Source organism: Pseudoalteromonas sp. BSi20439 (genome assembly GCF_000241165.1).
GTDB lineage: Bacteria > Pseudomonadota > Gammaproteobacteria > Enterobacterales > Alteromonadaceae > Pseudoalteromonas.
In genome coordinates this window covers 1-17,840 of sequence record NZ_BADW01000060.1, presented here as the reverse complement: position 1 = coordinate 17,840, position 17,840 = coordinate 1, and the positions used below count along the sequence as shown (strand labels likewise).

General features: G+C 38.8%; 16 protein-coding genes. 7 read left to right on the top strand and 9 right to left on the bottom strand.

Annotation, left to right across the window (positions count from 1 at the left end; translation table 11 throughout):
- The 4 genes from P20439_RS18595 to P20439_RS05690 form a co-directional block, all read left to right on the top strand.
- On the top strand, nucleotides 1-260 hold a 260-nt coding region (locus P20439_RS18595), incomplete at its 5' end, for a hypothetical protein (protein ID WP_036933009.1).
- A 688-nt stretch (nucleotides 261-948) separates the two neighbouring features.
- Complete coding sequence (locus P20439_RS18590) at nucleotides 949-1,104, top strand: hypothetical protein (protein ID WP_158307800.1); 156 nt, start codon at nucleotides 949-951, stop codon at nucleotides 1,102-1,104.
- 17 nt (nucleotides 1,105-1,121) lie between these two features.
- Nucleotides 1,122-1,400, top strand: coding sequence for a hypothetical protein (locus P20439_RS05695; RefSeq protein WP_008109478.1), 279 nt, complete (start codon nucleotides 1,122-1,124; stop codon nucleotides 1,398-1,400).
- 245 nt (nucleotides 1,401-1,645) lie between these two features.
- Complete coding sequence (locus P20439_RS05690; RefSeq protein WP_242376005.1) at nucleotides 1,646-1,891, top strand: energy transducer TonB; 246 nt, start codon at nucleotides 1,646-1,648, stop codon at nucleotides 1,889-1,891.
- Nucleotides 1,892-2,275: 384 nt separating this feature from the next.
- Here P20439_RS05690 and P20439_RS05680 read toward each other — a convergent pair whose 3' ends face one another.
- The 5 genes from P20439_RS05680 to P20439_RS05660 form a co-directional block, all read right to left on the bottom strand.
- Entirely contained in the window at nucleotides 2,276-3,865 is a 1,590-nt protein-coding gene (locus P20439_RS05680) for a sulfotransferase (RefSeq protein ID WP_008109488.1), read from the bottom strand.
- Nucleotides 3,866-3,976: 111 nt separating this feature from the next.
- A complete protein-coding gene (locus P20439_RS05675) occupies nucleotides 3,977-6,391 on the bottom strand; it encodes a TonB-dependent receptor (RefSeq protein ID WP_008465210.1) in 2,415 nt (804 codons plus the stop codon).
- 347 nt (nucleotides 6,392-6,738) lie between these two features.
- The gene (locus P20439_RS05670; protein ID WP_008115672.1) at nucleotides 6,739-7,605 is read right to left on the bottom strand and encodes a DMT family transporter; all 867 of its coding nucleotides are present in this window, start codon (nucleotides 7,603-7,605) and stop codon (nucleotides 6,739-6,741) included.
- A gap of 173 nt (nucleotides 7,606-7,778) precedes the next feature.
- Nucleotides 7,779-8,777, bottom strand: a complete 999-nt coding sequence (locus P20439_RS05665) for a Gfo/Idh/MocA family protein (protein WP_008115670.1) — start codon at nucleotides 8,775-8,777, stop codon at nucleotides 7,779-7,781.
- 35 nt (nucleotides 8,778-8,812) lie between these two features.
- Nucleotides 8,813-9,814 (bottom strand): AraC family transcriptional regulator, encoded by a 1,002-nt coding sequence (locus P20439_RS05660; RefSeq protein ID WP_008115668.1) that lies wholly within the window; start codon nucleotides 9,812-9,814, stop codon nucleotides 8,813-8,815.
- Nucleotides 9,815-9,902: 88 nt separating this feature from the next.
- Between P20439_RS05660 and P20439_RS05655 the strand changes: the two genes are divergently transcribed.
- A complete protein-coding gene (locus tag P20439_RS05655; RefSeq protein ID WP_008115667.1) occupies nucleotides 9,903-11,504 on the top strand; it encodes a GMC family oxidoreductase in 1,602 nt (533 codons plus the stop codon).
- On the opposite strand, the gene P20439_RS05650 is transcribed toward P20439_RS05655, so the two are convergent.
- The 3 genes from P20439_RS05650 to P20439_RS05640 all read right to left on the bottom strand — a co-directional run bounded on the left by P20439_RS05650 (nucleotide 11,501) and on the right by P20439_RS05640 (nucleotide 13,191).
- The gene (locus P20439_RS05650; protein WP_008115666.1) at nucleotides 11,501-12,310 is read right to left on the bottom strand and encodes a class I SAM-dependent methyltransferase; all 810 of its coding nucleotides are present in this window, start codon (nucleotides 12,308-12,310) and stop codon (nucleotides 11,501-11,503) included. The genes P20439_RS05655 and P20439_RS05650 overlap by 4 nt on opposite strands.
- Before the next feature lies 1 nt (nucleotide 12,311).
- Nucleotides 12,312-12,704, bottom strand: coding sequence for a hypothetical protein (locus tag P20439_RS05645; RefSeq protein ID WP_008115665.1), 393 nt, complete (start codon nucleotides 12,702-12,704; stop codon nucleotides 12,312-12,314).
- A gap of 67 nt (nucleotides 12,705-12,771) precedes the next feature.
- Nucleotides 12,772-13,191 (bottom strand): DUF3429 domain-containing protein, encoded by a 420-nt coding sequence (locus P20439_RS05640; protein ID WP_008115664.1) that lies wholly within the window; start codon nucleotides 13,189-13,191, stop codon nucleotides 12,772-12,774.
- Between the two features lie 212 nt (nucleotides 13,192-13,403).
- Between P20439_RS05640 and P20439_RS05635 the strand changes: the two genes are divergently transcribed.
- Both P20439_RS05635 and P20439_RS05630 read left to right on the top strand, forming a co-directional pair.
- Nucleotides 13,404-14,672, top strand: coding sequence for a PotD/PotF family extracellular solute-binding protein (locus P20439_RS05635; protein WP_008115661.1), 1,269 nt, complete (start codon nucleotides 13,404-13,406; stop codon nucleotides 14,670-14,672).
- A gap of 9 nt (nucleotides 14,673-14,681) precedes the next feature.
- On the top strand, nucleotides 14,682-16,937 hold the full coding sequence (locus P20439_RS05630) for an ATP-binding protein (protein ID WP_008465204.1): 2,256 nt from the start codon (nucleotides 14,682-14,684) through the stop codon (nucleotides 16,935-16,937).
- A 142-nt stretch (nucleotides 16,938-17,079) separates the two neighbouring features.
- Here the strand turns inward: P20439_RS05630 and P20439_RS05625 are convergent.
- Nucleotides 17,080-17,840, bottom strand: a 761-nt coding sequence (locus tag P20439_RS05625; RefSeq protein ID WP_036933002.1) for a response regulator, incomplete at its 5' end; no start/stop codon positions are given.

The following is a 17,840-nucleotide window of genomic DNA, read 5'->3' as shown; positions in this document are numbered from 1 at the left end:
GGTTAAGGCTTGAAGCTGGTGAAAAGCTTCTTGAATTACTAGATGAATATGTAGAGTCTCTAGAATTAACCCAAGAAAAAACAGTTGAGTTTCTGAATTGGATGAATACAAATGCTACCAAGTTCATTACTGATCCAGAGGAGGCCAATAGAATTTCTCAAGATTATATGTCTACAGAGTTAAGTGGTGAGGGTAAAAGGCTTATTGAATTACAAAAACTCATCTTTTTGGAAATGCGGAATGAATTGGGCATCGTATAACAAACGATTGAAGATCATAAAAACAAGACCGGTTTTTACCCCTTAATCGGGTGTTAGCATTAAGGAGTCAACTTGGATAGTCTATTGAAAATAACATCGCTACTTAATTTTTTAATTTATACCGTTGTGGCGATCTTTATTCTGATATCTCAGGGTGAATTTTATGAAAACCATTATTGGTTTTTAATTGCTTTTTTGGGTGTTTCTATAGCAGCGTCAAACTTAAAGCCCGTTAATGATGTACTTGTTGGTATTCTATTCTCAGGGCTTACAGCTAATCTCTTATTAGTTGCCTCGATATCAACAGGTATAAAAATCAATAGTGCTACATTTTTGATTTTTTTCGGGTACTTATGCGCAGGCTGCTTTTCTGTATGGTTCTTTATCGCACGGAATAAGTATCAGAGTTTTAATGCTAACAAGTGACTATGGTGCTCAATGTCCTCTCATAGCACACAGGCATACTTCGGCAAAGAGCGATGAACGATCATTCAGGTGAGTCGTTTTTAACTTAGTAAGAATAAAAAGAAACCCTCCCTTTTTTACATAGCGAAATAACCTGCATTAAGCATAAAATTTATAGCTGGTAATAACTTACACTATTTGTTATTAATATAAGTTAATAAAATAAGGGCATTTTCACGCTGGAATGTGTTAACTGATAAAGCGGTTGTATGTACAAGGAGTTATGGTGAAGAAACTCTTCAAATATCTAGGTTTTGGAATTTTAAGTGTTGTTATATTTTTCATTGGTATTGGAGTTGTTGCATCCATAAATACTGTTGATAAAGAGGCTGTCTTTGAGCCTTTTATTGTAAAGGCAATCCCTAAACGTGGGAAGTAACTCCTTTTAAAGAGCTAATGTCTGAGCAAGGTTACACTAGTGCAACTTCAGAGCAATGGGGGTTGTACGTAAAAAAGGTTGCTACATTAGGTGTATTTCAATCAGTCGGTAAAGCAGAGTTGCAAAATTGGAAAACGTTATCTCCAGTTGGTAGCTCAAGTGTTACATATGCTGTTTATCAGGTACCTGTAACCTTTGATACAGGATTAGCTCATATTCAATTAGGTTTGCAGTCATCTGACGGTAAAGTTGAAATAAATAGTATAAAGTTTTTATCTGATTTGTTAATGCAATAGTACATATAACAAGGCCATAAATTATTGAATGCATAATAGTTGGTTTTGTTTCGTGTTGCTGCACACTTTAGTAAACTTAGCCACTAGTTGTACATTTTATTTAGCTATATTTTTAGGGGTAGTCTTTGAAGTACATAACTATATTTTTAGTCCTTTTACTGGTTGGTTGAAATAGTACTAATGAAGCGGCAAATTCAAGTACTGTGTATACCAATACACAAACAGATTCACCTGCTAAATGGGTTGTGAAGATTGAACCAAAATATCCTGAAGATGCAGCTAAAAATAGCGTAGAGGGCTACTTAAAATTCAAAGCAATAGTGAATGAAGTTGGTGCGTTAGAAAGAGTTGAAGTAATTGAATCTGTCCCAAAAGGTGTATTTGAAAAGGAAGGTTTACGGGCTTTAAAGCTATGGAGATTTAAGCCTGCGTTATTAAGTGGTAGGCTGGTTAAGGTTGAGTACACTAACACTCTTGAGTGGAAGTTATAATGTCTCTAGGTATGAGCATATCATGGAGATCTAAGCAACCTAAACAAAAACGATGTGATAGGTGTGAGCTGTATTATTCTGAGTTTTTGGATAAATGTACGCATTGTTCCGATTTAAACGAAGCACAATTACTTATGCTTAAGGCTAAACATCAAGAATCTCTTAAACACAATGCTAAGCTTGGTAAATACTTATTTATAGCTGCTGTAGTAATTGGTGCATTACTTTTTGTTAGTTTTTTATGGTAGCGTTGGGGTTTTCCTTAAGTGGAGTAGGGTAAGTTAACAGAGAAGAACCTCAAATACATTCAACCTAAAAATTTATATCCATCCGGTAACTTTCAAATTAATCAAACTGAACTACCCGCCCACGTAACAATTTTTGTTATTTAATTAAACCTATCACTCCTTCATTAACTAAATGGGTCTGTGCTTCATTGGTATAGGGTTTAAACTTTTTCCAGCGGCCTATGGCCTTGTTGTTAAGCGGTTGGCGCACTTGCATTTTGCTAGCGGTTGATACCGGTGCGGTGTTTAAATGAAAATCAAGGCACTGCGGTTGCCAGTCTAAGTCGCAATAGCTCACTAACTCTTTTATTTTTTGCTCTGGTCCGGCGATGAGTTCTTCGTATTTTACTAGTTTAATATTGCTGTGCAGTTTGCTGAAGTGCTGCATCAGTTTATAAAAGCGGCTGTAAAATTTAGCGGTGTCGAGTAAGTCTAAGGAGTAAGCATAATATGGGTTGTTAATGGTAAATAGCTGACGATAGTTACCAATGCAGGTGTCCATGGGGTCGCGAAGTAGGCAAATTATTTTGGCGTTTGGCAGTGCTTTGGTAATTAAATCGATATAAAAAAAGTTAAACGGTAGTTTATCAATAAAGTGTTTATGGCTGCCGGTTACAACACGGGTAGCTTCAAGGTAAGTGCTGCCAAGTTTTGCAAAATCAAGCTGGTAAGCTTGGCTTAAAGTGTCTATATCGAGTACTTGAGGCGTGGGTGTTTGGCTGAGTTTTTTTACACTTAGGCCAAAGTCTTGCAGTTCGCCTGCTGATTGTACGTCGCTGTGGCTTGATAAAATGCGCTCAACTAATGTGGTGCCAGAGCGCGGCATGCCTAATACAAAAATTGGCTCACTGCTTTGGTTGCCAGCTGTTTGTTGGTTTTTGTACTTATCACTGAGCTGTTTAATATGTGCAAATAAAGCCTCAGACGCTTGGTTATCAAACGCCTTATTAGCGAGTTTTGCTGCTTTACCATGTTGTAACGCGGCAAAGGCTGCTGAAAATTCTCCTAGGTCTTGATATTCTTTTGCGAGCGCATGACCTATATGCAGTTTAGCGTCGGGATGATTGACCTGTTCAAATACATTTTTTAATCGCGCTATGTGGTTATTATGTTCGGTGACTTTAGTTAAATCGGCTAAGGCAAAATGACTTTGATGATGAAGCGGGTTCAGTGCAATGGCATTTTCAAACGCTTGCTGTGCTTTATCAAACTGGCCTAAAAACTTAGCGCATACTCCATAGTTATAATAAAACTGCGGTTGGCTGCTGTTACTTGCCGCAGCTAAATTTAACGCGCATTTAAAATAGTCAGCAGCATGCTGATGTAAACCTGCTTGCGTGAGCGCGACGCCTAATGTATCGGCATCAAGTGCTTTACTAATATGTATAATCTTAACGCTGAGGGCGGTGTTTTTTGCTTTTTGTAAGTCGCCCGTAAGAGCGTAGCACTTGGCAAGTTGCGCAGTATATTCAATAGACTGGGTAAAGCTTAATGCTTTTTCAATTAGCTTTATCGCTTTGTAAATTTGGCCAACCTGCAAATTAACCATGGCGAGTAAAAAGTAGCCATCAGCAAAGTCAGGCTGCAGTGTCACTAGCTCTACCAGTGCTTTATGCGCTTGCTGAATGTTGCCTTGGTTTAGATTGTTTATAGCGCTTTGGTGTAGTTGCTTTAAGTTTGGCTGCATGAATACTCTTATAAATAATGTACTTACAAAATCAAAAGGCTCAAAATTAATTTGAGCCTTTTGATTGTACTTAAACTTATCGCTTAATTATATTCCCAACGTATCGTTTAATTATATTTCAAACTTATAGTTAAATTTAATGCCAACAGTAAGCGGGCGATTAATATAGTAACCATAGTTACGTTGTATGTCTGCGCCATTCGCTGTTGTAATATCCGCATCTGAGCGACGAACAGAAGTAACCGCATATTTATTAAATAGGTTATCTACATATAAAGTAGTCGACCATGCATCGGCGGTTAATTTAGCTGAAATATTACTTAAGCTATAACCCGGGAGTGCTTCACCGTTGTCACGTAGGCCTACTTTTGAAATTACATCACTTTGTGCGGTTAAACCATAGTTAATATCAAGGGTTTTGTCGTTAAATACTTCTGTTTGGTAGTTAATCCCCATAGAGAACTGGTGCTCAGGTGAGCCCGGTAAACGGTCGCCATCTTTTGCGCCATCAGTGCCATCGGCATTAAATAAATACGGAGCGTCTGAGGTTAGTTCTGCTTTTGTATAGGCATAAGTTGCATAGGCAGTAAACGAGTCTGATAAAATTGCACGCGTGGCAATTTCAATCCCTTTCGCATTTGCGCTACCAGCATTTGATAAATACGGTAATTGGCCTACTGTTGTTGCACCGGCAATTTGTGCGTTATCCCAATCTACATTAAATAGTGCAGCATTAAAGTGTAGCTGGCTTCTCATCCAGGTACTTTTAAAGCCTAGCTCATAGTTGGTGGTTGTATCGGCATCGTATAGCATTTCATCTGGTGTACCACAGCCTGTTTGTTGGTCCTCAGGTAGAGGTGTTGGGCAAGGCACTAAGCCATTTGAGCCACCAATTCTAAAGCCTTCACTAATGGTTGCATACGCCATTACTGAATCTGTAAATTGGTATTTAGCATTAAATTTGAACAGATTACCGTTGTCACCGGCTTCGTTTTCTTCAAAGTTAACTGAAATTGCATCAGGTGCAGCACCTTCATACAAGGTATTTGCTAATGGGAAATCAAAAGCCGCTTTTGATTCTACGTCGTATTCGTAAAAGCGCGCGCCAATGGTAATGTCGAATTTATCGGTTACTTGGTAACCCACTTCACCAAAAAGTGCAGACTCAGTGACTTTGCTGCCAGTAATTTCTAAATACTCTAAAGAGTCTGGTCTTAGCTGTGCGCCACCAAAATTATCAACTGCGAACTGATCAAAGCCTGGCGTAAACTCTCTGCTTGATGCATCAGTGTCGGTTTTGTTGTAAAAACCACCAACAATCCAGCTTAGGTCGCTATCGCTTTGTGAGACCAAACGTAGCTCTTGAGTGAAGGTATCGACTTCGTCTAATTCACGAGTAAACGCTGAAAACGAAGGAAACTCTTCGTAGCCATAGTCTAAACGAATTAAAAGATCAGTTTGGTCGCGTTGACCATCGGCTTCAAAGTGTGAAATACCGGTAGCTGATACCAGTTCGGCAAAACCTAAGTCGGCTTTAAGTTCGAGGCTCAGTAATTGATCTTCTTTTTCCCGTGGCTCTTCAAAACGGTACGCTGACTCGTATTTGCCGATACGATCATTTAAACCATTATTTTCGTTAAGGCTATTGTGATGAACAATTGAGCGGCCTTCGGTGTCTTGCTTTTGATAGAAGTAGTTTAATGTGCCTTCGAATGACTCGTTTGCCTTGTAACGCAATGAAATACGCCCAGTTGTGGTGGTTTCACCGTTGGCGTCTTTTACATTTTTAAGATTACTATTAACCGCATCAAGGTTTGTCCAATCAGGGTCGGTAATCGACACACCTGGTTCACGAACGGTGTAGGCGTAGTCAATAAACCCTGGGTCTTCATAAATATTTAAACTGGTACGTACCGCCAGTTTGTCTTCAATCAATGGTAAATTGAAGATAAAACCAGTTTCGCCACCGACCGAATCACTTTCTTGAGTTTGAAAAACATCACCAAATACTTCACCTGATATAAAATCAAGCTCTGGCTCTTTAAGCATGTAACGAATAGCGCCACCCAATGTGCCTGCGCCATACAATGTGCCTTGCGGTCCAATAAGTACTTCCACTCGTTCTACATCAACAAGGCGCATATCTACCGATACTGGAATTTCGTTAATGTAAGTGGCTACCGTGCCGCCATCTGATGAAGGGCCTGATGAATTTGTATTTAATCCACGCACAATAATAGGCGAGCCAGAGCGACCACCTTGATCAGTAATTGTTAAACCTGGCACCCAACGCGCTACATCGGCTAATTCGCTGATATTTTGGTCTTTCATTACATCGGCATCAAGCGCAGTAATGTTAAGAGGCGCAGCCTGAATAGAGCCACTTCGGCGTGTTGCTGTAACCTCAATAACTTCAAGCGATTTATTTTTTTCAATAATTTGCTCTTGTGCTGTTGCATTATCGCTAAATAATACACCGCTCAGTGCGCTTGATACAGCCAAGGTTAACAGGCTTGGTTTAAACATAAAAATTGATCCCAGTTAGATTGAGTACGTTAATAAATGAGCGCTAATAATATCAGGGAGTTTTGTTGATGGAAATAAAAATATGAATTTTAATTCACTTTTTTAGAATAAAAATTAGGTTGCGGGTTTTTGCTTAAATTTAAAGTTTAAATAAAACAAAGTGTTTGTATAAATAATGCACACAAAAAGTTAATGCTTATTGTTATAAGTACAATAGCTAGTTATATAAAGACGTTATAATTCAAAGTTAGGTGAGGCGTAGGCTTAATTATACTAAGAGGGAGTTGTAAAATAGGAGATGAGAAGTTGCGCCATGATAGTTCATGACGCAATTAAATTATTAAACTCTAAGCAGCAGGCTGCTTTTTACCATTAGACATTGAACTGCCTACCGAGGCAATAATCACCAGTAAAATAGCCAGCCACTGCCAAATGCTTAGCAGTTCACCTAAAATAACTAAGCCAGCGAGTGCTGCAATTGCAGGTTCTAGGCTCATTACAATACTAAAACCTTGTGGCGACATATTACGTAAAGTAATCATTTCAAGAGTATAAGGCAGGGCGCTTGAAAGCACGGCGATAGCAATACCTAATGGAATAATATCCCAAGTAAATGCAGCACTTTGTGAAATGCCGCCATAAGGTACCAGCACAATGGCTGATATTGTCATGCCCATCGCAACCGTTGCGCCACCAGAGCTTTGACTGCCTGTTTTTTTACCAAATAAAATATAGCCAGCCCAACAGGCACCCGCCGCAAGTGCGAGTACTACACCGACTGGATCAAGGCTGTCTTGACCTTTCATATCAGGTAAAAGTAATAAAATACCGGCCACTGCACAGGCAACCCAAAATAAGTCACGTTTTCTGCGAGAAGAAAACAACGCGACAGCTAATGGGCCTGTAAATTCAAGCGCAACCCCAATACCTAATGGGATACGTTCTATCGCGTAATAAAATAGAATATTCATGCCGCCTAAACTTAAGCCATAAATTAATATGGGTAAGCGTTGGCTAGCAACGGGGAAGTGTTTCCACGGTTTAAAAATCAAACACAGAATAGCGGCCGAAAATCCCAAACGTAAGGCGGTTGTGCCCTCAGGCCCAACAATAGGAAAAAGCTGTTTAGCCAGTGACGCGCCTGACTGAATCGTCATCATTGCTAGCAATATGCATAAAATAGCCAGTAATAGATCTTTGGTTGATTTTTGCATGGATGTCCTTAAAGATTGCGATGAATTTTGGCGGCATGTTACCTGCTTTTGATCTCAGAGGTAAGTCAAATTTTGTGATCTTTTTAAGCTTAATTCAAAATAGCAGTGTTTAGTAAAGTGTCTCAAAGGCCAAGCGATAAAATACGCTTATCGCTTAGCCGGTAGTTTTTGTTTTATTCAGAGGATAAATCTGCTGGGTAAACAACACCAAGTTGTGCGCGTGCGGTATCAAGTACTTGCATTACATCGACAGAAAGCTGATGAGTATTAACGCTAGACTCTCCCTGATTTTGCTCAATGGTATTGATAAAGTTCTCGAGTTCGTACTTCATAAAGTGCTCGTCAAATTCCGTGCTAATAAGCTCTTTATGACCATTGTTAGCAATAAACTCTACTTTTTTAAGCTGCGACACGGCTTCAATTCTAATTCGACCTAATTCCCCCTGAATTTCAGTGATATTTTCGCCTTGTGAAATTTTCGAATAGCTGATCACCGCTTGTCTGTCGGGATAATTTAAAAGCACATCGCCTGCACCATCCACACCACTTTCAAGTAATACGCCGCTGGCGTGAACAGAGCGTGGTGCTCCCCATAATGCAATAACGAGATAAAGTGGGTAAATACCCAAATCTAGTAAGGCACCATTAGCAAATTCAGGTAAAAAAGTATTAGGGCGCTCACCATTTTTATACTTGTCGTAACGTGATGAGTACTGACTAAATTGACCAATAAACTTACGTGGTGTGCCTATTCTTTTTAAGGCAGCTTGTAAGTGCGCAAAATTAGGTAAGTGCGTTGTCATCATCGCTTCCATATAAAGGCACTGATGCTGCTTTGCCGCAGTTAAAATAGCCGCAAGTTGCTTGCTATTAGCCGCTGAGGGCTTTTCGCCTAATACGTGTTTGCCCGCTTTTAAACACTGTATTGTATATGCACTGTGCAGGCTATTTGGCGCCGCTATATAAACTACGTCTACTTGTTCATCTTGGCACACAGCATCAATAGAGGTAAAAATTTTAGCATCGGTATTTGTTGGATGATTAGCTAAAAAGCGCTCGCCGCTGCTTATTTGGCGAGAGCAAATACCGTATAAATTAAAATTGCTGAGTGTATTAGCCGCTGCCAATAACGTGTCGCTAATAAAATTAGTACCTACAATTACAAAATTCATGAATAGCCTTTGCTGTTTTTAAACAAGAGCGCAGTTTAACAATGTTTGGCTCTAAATGCGCGGGCAGAGCAATTAAACCAACGTTTAATGCTAGTACATAACGTAGCTTGCTCCTGATAACCTAAAAGCTCTGAAATTTGAGTCACCGACAATTGGTTTTGTAATAAATAGTGCTCACATAAGGCGCGGCGAGTGGCGTCTTTGAGCTTTACAAAACTAGTATCGTGCTTTTTAAGTTCTCGGTGCAAGGTGCGAGGGTGAATATTAAGCGCAGCGGCAATAGTATTATTAGCGCTTTGAAATATCGGCAGCATAATGCGAATAAGCGCGCTTACCTGAGCAGGCAAAGATTGACTATGGGCATTATTTTCAGCTAAAAAGTTAAGTGCTGCTTGGGTTTTATGTTGCTTAGTTATGTTAAGTGTTAAATCTAAGTCTTGTTTGGCAATTAATACACCGGCGCTATTTCTATGGGTAATAACCTTACACCCAAAATGCTGATGGTAGGTCTGCTTATTTGCGCCTAGGGTATGAGGTAAAAATACACTTTGTGGCTTACAGCGACCATTACTCATATTTTTTAAGGTAGCAATGGCCAATGCAATGGTGAGCTCTATTACTTGGTTTATTGCTGGTAATGGCCTGAGATTTATAGCGAATGATAAAAACACGTGTTTATTATCATCAAGTGGATGAGTGGTTAAATTAAGCGCTGGCGTATGCAAGTGTAAATATTTTATCACCCAATCTAGCGCCTCGGCTAAATTAGTGCCTGTTTGAGCGGCTATTGCAATATGGCCCAAAATATCAAAGCTTTGCAGGCTTGCTAGTTTTAAACCAAAATTTGGACAATTTAGTGTATTCGCGCAATGCTCTAATAGCTGTGCATATGCGCGGTAAGTAAGGGTCTCTTGCTCTAGTTTATTAAAGTCCACATTAATGGCGCACTGCTGCATTATGGCAGCGAAATCTCCCCCAAGTTCTGCAATTAAATGGTCTATTCCTTGTAAAGAAGTGGCTCTAATCAAACGGCTCATAAAATATACTTTTGCGTGAGGATGTCTAAAAATAACAAGTTTTTATTCGATGTTCCATGCAAACTGGTTTTTTAATTGGAGAATAAGTATGCATATCACTACATTTGATTACATTGTTGTTGGCGCAGGCAGTGCAGGCTGCGTTATTGCATCGCGATTATCTGAAAATAAAAATGTTAGTGTGTGCTTAATTGAAGCGGGCGGCAGTGATAAAGGTGCAATGGTTCAAATGCCTGCAGGGGTTGCTGCAAGCGTGCCTTATGGCATTAATAGCTGGCATTACAATACGGTACCTCAAAAAGAACTTAATAATCGCTGCGGATTTATGCCTCGTGGCAAAGTGCTTGGCGGTTCAAGTTCCATTAATGCCATGGTTTATATTCGAGGTAATAAGCACGATTATAATAGTTGGGCTGCACTGGGCAATGAGGGCTGGGATTATGAGAGTTTATTGCCTTATTTTATTAAAGCTGAAAATAATAAAACCTTTAGTGAAAGTGATGTACACGGGGTTGATGGTCCTTTGCATGTGCAGGATTTAAGCCTGCCAAGCCCAGTAAATCAGCTGTTTTTAAACGCCTGCGAACAACAAGGTGTACCGCACAATGGCGATATAAACGCAGGGCAGCAAGTGGGTGCAAGGTTATCGCAAGTGACTCAACATCAAGGTGAGCGTTGTAGCGCGGCAAAAGCGTATATAACCCCCCATTTAAACCGAAAAAACCTAACTGTGCTTAGCAAAGTACACGTTAATAAAGTGCTTTTTTGCGATAAAACTGCAACCGGAGTCTCTGTTTCTATAAACAATAAGGCCGTTGTATTGCATGCAAAAAAAGAGGTGGTTTTAAGCGCTGGCGCAATTAACTCACCGCAAATTTTAATGCTATCGGGAGTTGGCCCTAAAGAGCAACTAAAGCAGCATAATATTGAAATAGTAAACGAGCTTTCTGGTGTTGGAGAGAACCTTCATGACCACTTAACTGTTGTGCCATTGTATAAAGCTAAATACAGTAAAGGCACATTTGGTATAAGTGCGGGTGGGGCGTTTAATATTGCAAAAGGATGCGTTGATTGGTTTGCCAAACGTGAAGGGCAGCTTACTAGTAATTTTGCAGAATCACATGCCTTTATAAAGCTATTTTCCAATTCAAAAGTACCCGACGTACAGCTTGAATTTGTAATTGGGCTGGTGGATGACCATAGCCGTAAACTGCACCTAGGCCATGGTTATAGTATTCACTGTAGTATTATGCAACCTAAAAGCCGTGGCACGATTCGATTAGCCGATGCCAACCCCTTGAGTGCACCACTTATTGATCCTAATTATTTAAGCCACCCCGATGATTTAAACGTGATGTTAGCGGGGCTTAAAAAAACACTGCAGATTATGCAAAGTGAAGCATTTGATGTAATTAGAGGTAATATGGTTTACCCGCTAGATATTAACAATAATGAGCAGCTTATTGAGTATATTAGGCAAACGGCTGAGACTGAATATCACCCTGTAGGCACTTGTAAAATGGGGCAAGATCCCATGGCGGTATTGAATAGCCATCTACAAGTACATGGCGTGAAAAATTTGCGTGTGGTTGATGCTTCAATTATGCCGCATATAATTACCGGCAACACCAATGCTGGTGTGATAGCCATTGCAGAAAAAGCGGCTGATTTAATTAAGCAAGCAATTTAAGTTGTCTTATAAAACGCTGTTAACCATTGCTGCCAGTCTTGCTCTAGTTTGATCATTTGCAGGTGTTTTTTAGCAGCAAAATGCTTGCTTTTATCCTCGTAAGCTAAAAACGGCCCTACACGACACAGCGAGCAATAATTATCGGATAAGTAAGCAGGCAAAGTTAACAAGCTAGCCAGTTCAGGTAAGGGTTTTTCACTAAATACATAGGTAATGCCGCTGGTGTCTTTAACGTGTTTATCACGGTCAACATTGCGAATTTTATAACCATTAAAGTGACTAATATCAAATGGCATTTGCCCTTGATATTGTGCGTTTAAATGGGTATTTAAACTGCCTTCAATATTCCATTCTCGATAAGGTTTAACATCTTTTGAAGTGATGAAACATAGCCCTGCACCTTGTGTATTTAAAGCAAACTCATTGGCGTATTTTATAAATTGATGCAGTAATGCGCGGTTAAGTACGTTCATGCTGGTATGGCGTGTATTGTGTTCAAATGCATCGCGACCAACAAACGCAGGAATAAGCGGAAATTGAAAAATAACCACATCAAAACTATGTAAATGCTGGCCGAGCGTTTGCCAACATTGTGGGTTGGTTACATCAAAGCTATTAAGTACTTCTACCTTTTGCGACTTTAAAGCATTGAGCGCATTGTCTGGGTATTTTTGCTCAATAGTTGATTGGTCGTCGTAAGTGGATGCCACTAACTTTTTTGGCTTAATATGACGATAAAGCGCATTTGAAAACGATAAATCGCCATCACCTACCGTAAGTATGGTCCAATCTGGATTTAAATACATATCAGCGTGAAGATGTGTTTGGGTTTTCGGGCTCATCAGTTTGCTGAGGTGTTTGATGCAATCGGTACATAGCTAAACGTGTTTTTAAACCTTCAATAGCAACCTGTTTTAAAATGAGGTTAAAGGTAATCAAAATAGCAAAAACAATATGGATAGGACCATGGGTAAATCCTGCATCAGGATCAAATATAGATAAACCAAACAATACAAACAACACAACCATTAGTATTTCAATGAGTTGATTTGAATAAAAAGAAAGACGACCTTCGCTTTTATGATCTTTTTTTATGCTTATGGCACAAAAAAAAGGGATCACTTTAATTTTAAAAGCGGCGTTTTTTTCTACAAAATTCTCACCAAGGTCAGTAAGCTGTTGGCGCAATTGGTCTATCATGGGGTGTCCTCTCAATACAGTGCGCGGATGTTACCCTATTACAGAGCAATGGTTAAGTAATGGCGTGTTATTTAGGGTAAATACTCATACCAATAATTAAGATATGACACACAAACACCACAGATGTGAGCACAAAGCGCATTTTTTGGTAATCTTTGTGATAACCCTGCCAATGAATCGACGCTTTTTCGAAAAGCAGTACCAACCAAAAACTCGCGCCTAGCCACGCAAGCATCCACTCAATCGGCAAAAATGATAAAAACGGAATAGGAATGACCGGAAGCACAGCTTTAATGGCATCGGCAAAACTTTGTTGCCCTGCATGCCATAAATTACCCGCCATAAACGCTAAAATAGCGATGCTGTAAAAACTAAAAAACTCTAAATTGACACTGTTACTGCCAAACATAAGTGGCCAACCCACACAGCCTAAAAACGGCAGTAAGCCTAAATAGCCTAGTTGAATGTGATTAACAAATTTTTCCATGGGTAAGCGCCTTAATCGAGTAGGTATTTCAACACTGCTAGTGTAACAAGGATAGATAGAGTTATCTCAAACAATTTACACAATGCTTAAACGACCATGTTATTTATGACGATCACTCATTATATTAAAATAGTGGTTTTTTAAGCGCTAAGTTAGTGATTATTCGATTATTACCTATACTGATTGTGGGAATCACTAAATGGATGATTAGTATGGCTAACAATGTCACTCGACGTAAATTTTTAAGTACATTAGCGGTCGGTGCTGCGACCTCTGCTGTCGCATTTAAAGCGCCGTATGTGTTTGCAAAAAAACCGGTTACGCTCAGAGTCATGGGCACGCATGTAACTTTACAAGAAGAGCTTAGGGTCCGTGCCATGCAAGAGCTCGGTATTAATATTGAATTTACCCCTATGGGGAGTGCGGCCGTTTTACAAAAAGCAGCCGCCGATCCCTCTTCATTTGATTTATATGAACAATGGTCTGACTCAATTAATATATTGTGGCAAGCCAATGCTATTCAACCAATTGAAGTAGAAAGACTAAAATATTGGCAGGAAATAAATCCACTAACCAAAACCGGCAAGTTAGTTCCGACAGCAAAACTAGGCGCAGGCGATGCGCCCAATAAAATTTTATATGTTCAACAAGATGGCTCACTTGGAAGCCAGGCCACTGATCAAATAAGTTTTATGCCTTATGTTCACAATGTAGATTCATTTGGCTATAACACTAATTTTATACCTAAGGGCGTGGCTTACGAGACTGAATCGTGGGGCTGGTTACTTGAGGAGAGTAATAAAGGCTATGTAGGTTTGGTAAATGCCCCCACCATAGGCATTTTTGATGCCGCATTGGCAGCCCAAGCACAAGGGCTGATGACATTTAATAATATTGCCAATATGAGTGTTGTAGAAATAGACAAATTGTTTGCAATTTTAATTAATAAAAAGCAAGCAGGGCATTTCTCAGGGTTTTGGACATCTGTTCCACAATCAGTTGAGTTTATGCTTAAAAAGCGCGTGCATATTCAAAGCATATTTTCACCGGGGGTGACTGCATGTAGAGCCCAAGGTTTACCAGTAGTTAATGCATCTCCTAAAGAAGGGTATCGAGCATGGCATGGGGTGATGTGTCTCTCTGCTAATACGGTAGGGCACGTAAAAGACGCCGCTTATGAATATATGAACTGGTGGTTATCGGGATGGCCTGGTGCATTTATTTCAAAGCAAGGTTATTACATTTCTAATCCAGAACGTAGCAAAGAAATAATTACCACCCCCGAATGGGATTATTGGTACGATGGCAAAGAAGCGACTCAACCACTAGCGGGTACCGATGGCAAAAATATAATTATGCCAGGGCAAATTCGCGATGGCGGCAGCTATGAAAAGCGCTTTTCTAATATTGCGGTGTGGAATACAGTGATGGATAACTACGATTACAGTTTAGATAAATGGTTTGAACTACTAAACGCATAAGGGAATTGAATGCTAAAACAGTTAATTGGTTCTTTATCTATTAAAGTATTATCTTCGTTGGCTATTTTTATTTTAATACAAATAATAGTTTACGTTGTTATTAATGAGCGAACCGACAAAATAGAGCAAGCCAGTAAAAATGTATTGAACATTAATGGGCTGTCAGTTGTTGTATTTGAAATTAACAAAGATATTTTACAGATTCAGCGAGATATTTCTGTTTATGGTGTGTCGGGTAGCGAGGTTATTTTTGATAAAATAAAAAGCACTCATCAAAGTATTCAAGCGCGGTTAATTGAAGCACAACAGCGAATCCAGCAACCCGAGATTAAAAATTCATTAAACGCCATGCAATCATTGGTTTTAAATTATGGCAAAAGTATCGATAGTCTTAAAAAACGATATGATGAAAAGTCTAAAATTATTGAGCAACAGCTACCAAATACCTACGAATTAGCATTGACTACCTTAGCAAGCAGGGATGGAGAAACGGCCAGGCTGGACAAGGACTTATTATTGTTTCAGCTAAAGGATCATTGGCATCATCTGTACCGCAATTCAATCCTGTTTTTAACTCAACGTGATTACGCCAAACGTAGCCAAGTAAAACAGCGGCTAAAATTAATTAAACAATTAACCAACAGTGGCGCTACAAACAAAATGATTGGCCAAAACAAGGTCGAGCAACTAAATAGTTTAACAACTAAATTCGAGTCTTTATTTGCTCAGGCCATTCAAGCCAATAGAAATTATTTAACCTTAAGCAATATTGTTATTGCCGGTGATTCGGTTGAATTTTCAGCACTTGCCAAAAAATTGCAAGAAGATGCATTGTTGTTGCTTAGTGATATTTCGCAAACCAGTCAAGAGAGCATTAATGCCGCGCAAACTGTTATTCAAGTGTCGTTATTTTTGTCTGTTACCTTGTTTATTCTTTTTGCTTTATTTTTTCACTTTCATATTATTAAAGCGATTAACAGACTCACCGTTAGTTTTAGATCATTTTTAAATGGTGATTTCTCAGCAAACATAGCTGATATTAACCGTGAAGATGAAATAGGATTTTTAGCCCAAGCAGCAAATAAATTTAGAGTGCTAAACGAGCGCCTAGTTGAAGCAAAAAAAGCGGCAGAGGAAACATCCCGAATCAAATCTGAATTTTTAGCTAATATGAGCCATGAAATACGCACTCCCATGAACGGTATTTTAGGCATGGTACAGCTAGTGAGTAATACCGAACTCGATGCTAAACAAAAGCGCATGATTGAGGTTATTAGCTCTTCAGGTAAGAGTTTATTGGTTATTCTTAATGACATTCTCGATTTAAGTAAGCTCGATGCCGATAAAATGCTACTAGAAAACAGAGAGTTTAAATTAAGTGCTTTATTGTATGAGCTGGAACAAATTTTTAAATCGCAAGCCGACCATAAAAATATAGAGTTTAAAATAGTAAAAGAAAAAGTAGATTCTGTTGATTTGGTACAAGGCGACGAAACCCGTTTAAAACAAGTGCTAATGAACTTATTGGGGAATGCATTTAAGTTTACAGAGCTTGGAACAGTAACCTTGTCTGTTGATCTAAAAGAGAAAAATAACAATGAGGTGGTGTTACTATTTAGCGTTATCGATAGTGGTATAGGTATTTCACAACACAGTATAAAAACGTTATTTGATGCTTTTACCCAAGCAGACACTTCAACAACACGTCGTTTTGGCGGTACAGGACTTGGATTAACTATTTCTAGTAAAATATTAAACTTAATGGGCAGTAATTTACAAGTAGAAAGTGAATTGGATAAGGGTTCGAGATTTTATTTTCAGCTAAGGCTTAATATTCCCATTGCAAATACAAACGTTAAACAACAAGCACAATTACCCGATGTAACTATTAAAAATAAAGATGTGCAGGTATTAATTGCCGAAGATAATCCGGTAAATCAAATCGTGCTAGAAAGCTTTTTAAAAGCAATGGGTATTAAACATATAACCGTGGCAGATAATGGTGAAATAGCGCTTGAGCTATGTACTAAACAACAATTTGATTTAATTATGATGGATATTCAAATGCCGGTAATGGGCGGGCTTTTGGCAACTAAATATATTAGGGAACTAGCCAATTACCACGATGTACCCATTATTGCCGTTACTGCAAACATCACTGAAAAAGACGAGCCTGAGTACGTGGCAGCGGGTATAACTAACACTATAAACAAGCCTATAGAATTCAATAGTTTAAAAGTTATAATTGACCAGTATAGCGAGTAAGAATAAATATCCTATGTGCTTTTATATTTTTTGGTGGTATTGGTTAGCAATACACTCAAAAATTAAAAGCGCCTTTAGGCGCTTTTAACTTTAATTAGCAATACATATTTTCAGTGGTTTATTCATTATCACCACTAAAATGCTAACTACTGGGTTGTATCTCTAAGTAGCTGTTAATCGTTGATTCGAGTTTTTTGTAGCTAGTTTGAATGAGCTCTAATTTATTCTTCATACTGCCCATGGCATTTTCACTGGCCATTACTTCTAATTCATCAAATAATTTATGCAAGTTAGCTGCACCGACATCACCCGATGAACCTTTCAAGCCATGACTTAGTTTTGATATTTGCGATAAATTATTGTTATTTATTGCATCCTCAAGTTCTTCTAGCTTCTTTGGTGTACTCTGAAGGTATAATTCACATACTTTTATAAGTAGCTCTTCATTATTTAATAACCGAGATAGCGCGTTATCTTTATCCCAATCAGGTAAACTTTGACTATCTAAAGTATCAGGGATTGGTTTATTAATTTTTTTTAGCTGATTATTTTCCAATAGAGCTTCTTTTATAAAAGTTGAAGACAACCACTTTGTAGCCGTTGCAACTAATACTTCTGCAGAGATTGGTTTAGTGATGTAATCACTCATACCTGCATCTAGGCATTTTTGCCTTTCACCCATCATTGCATTAGCAGTCATAGCGACTATGGGAATATCAATATTTTGAGGCGCTGCTTCACCAGCTCTTATTTGTTTTGCTGCATCATAACCATTCAATATAGGCATTTGGCAGTCCATAAATACACAGTGGTATTGATGATTATTGGCCACCGAGTTAACAAGTTTTTCTACTGCTTGTTGGCCATTTGACGCGGTATCTATCTCTAAAGATAAACATGACT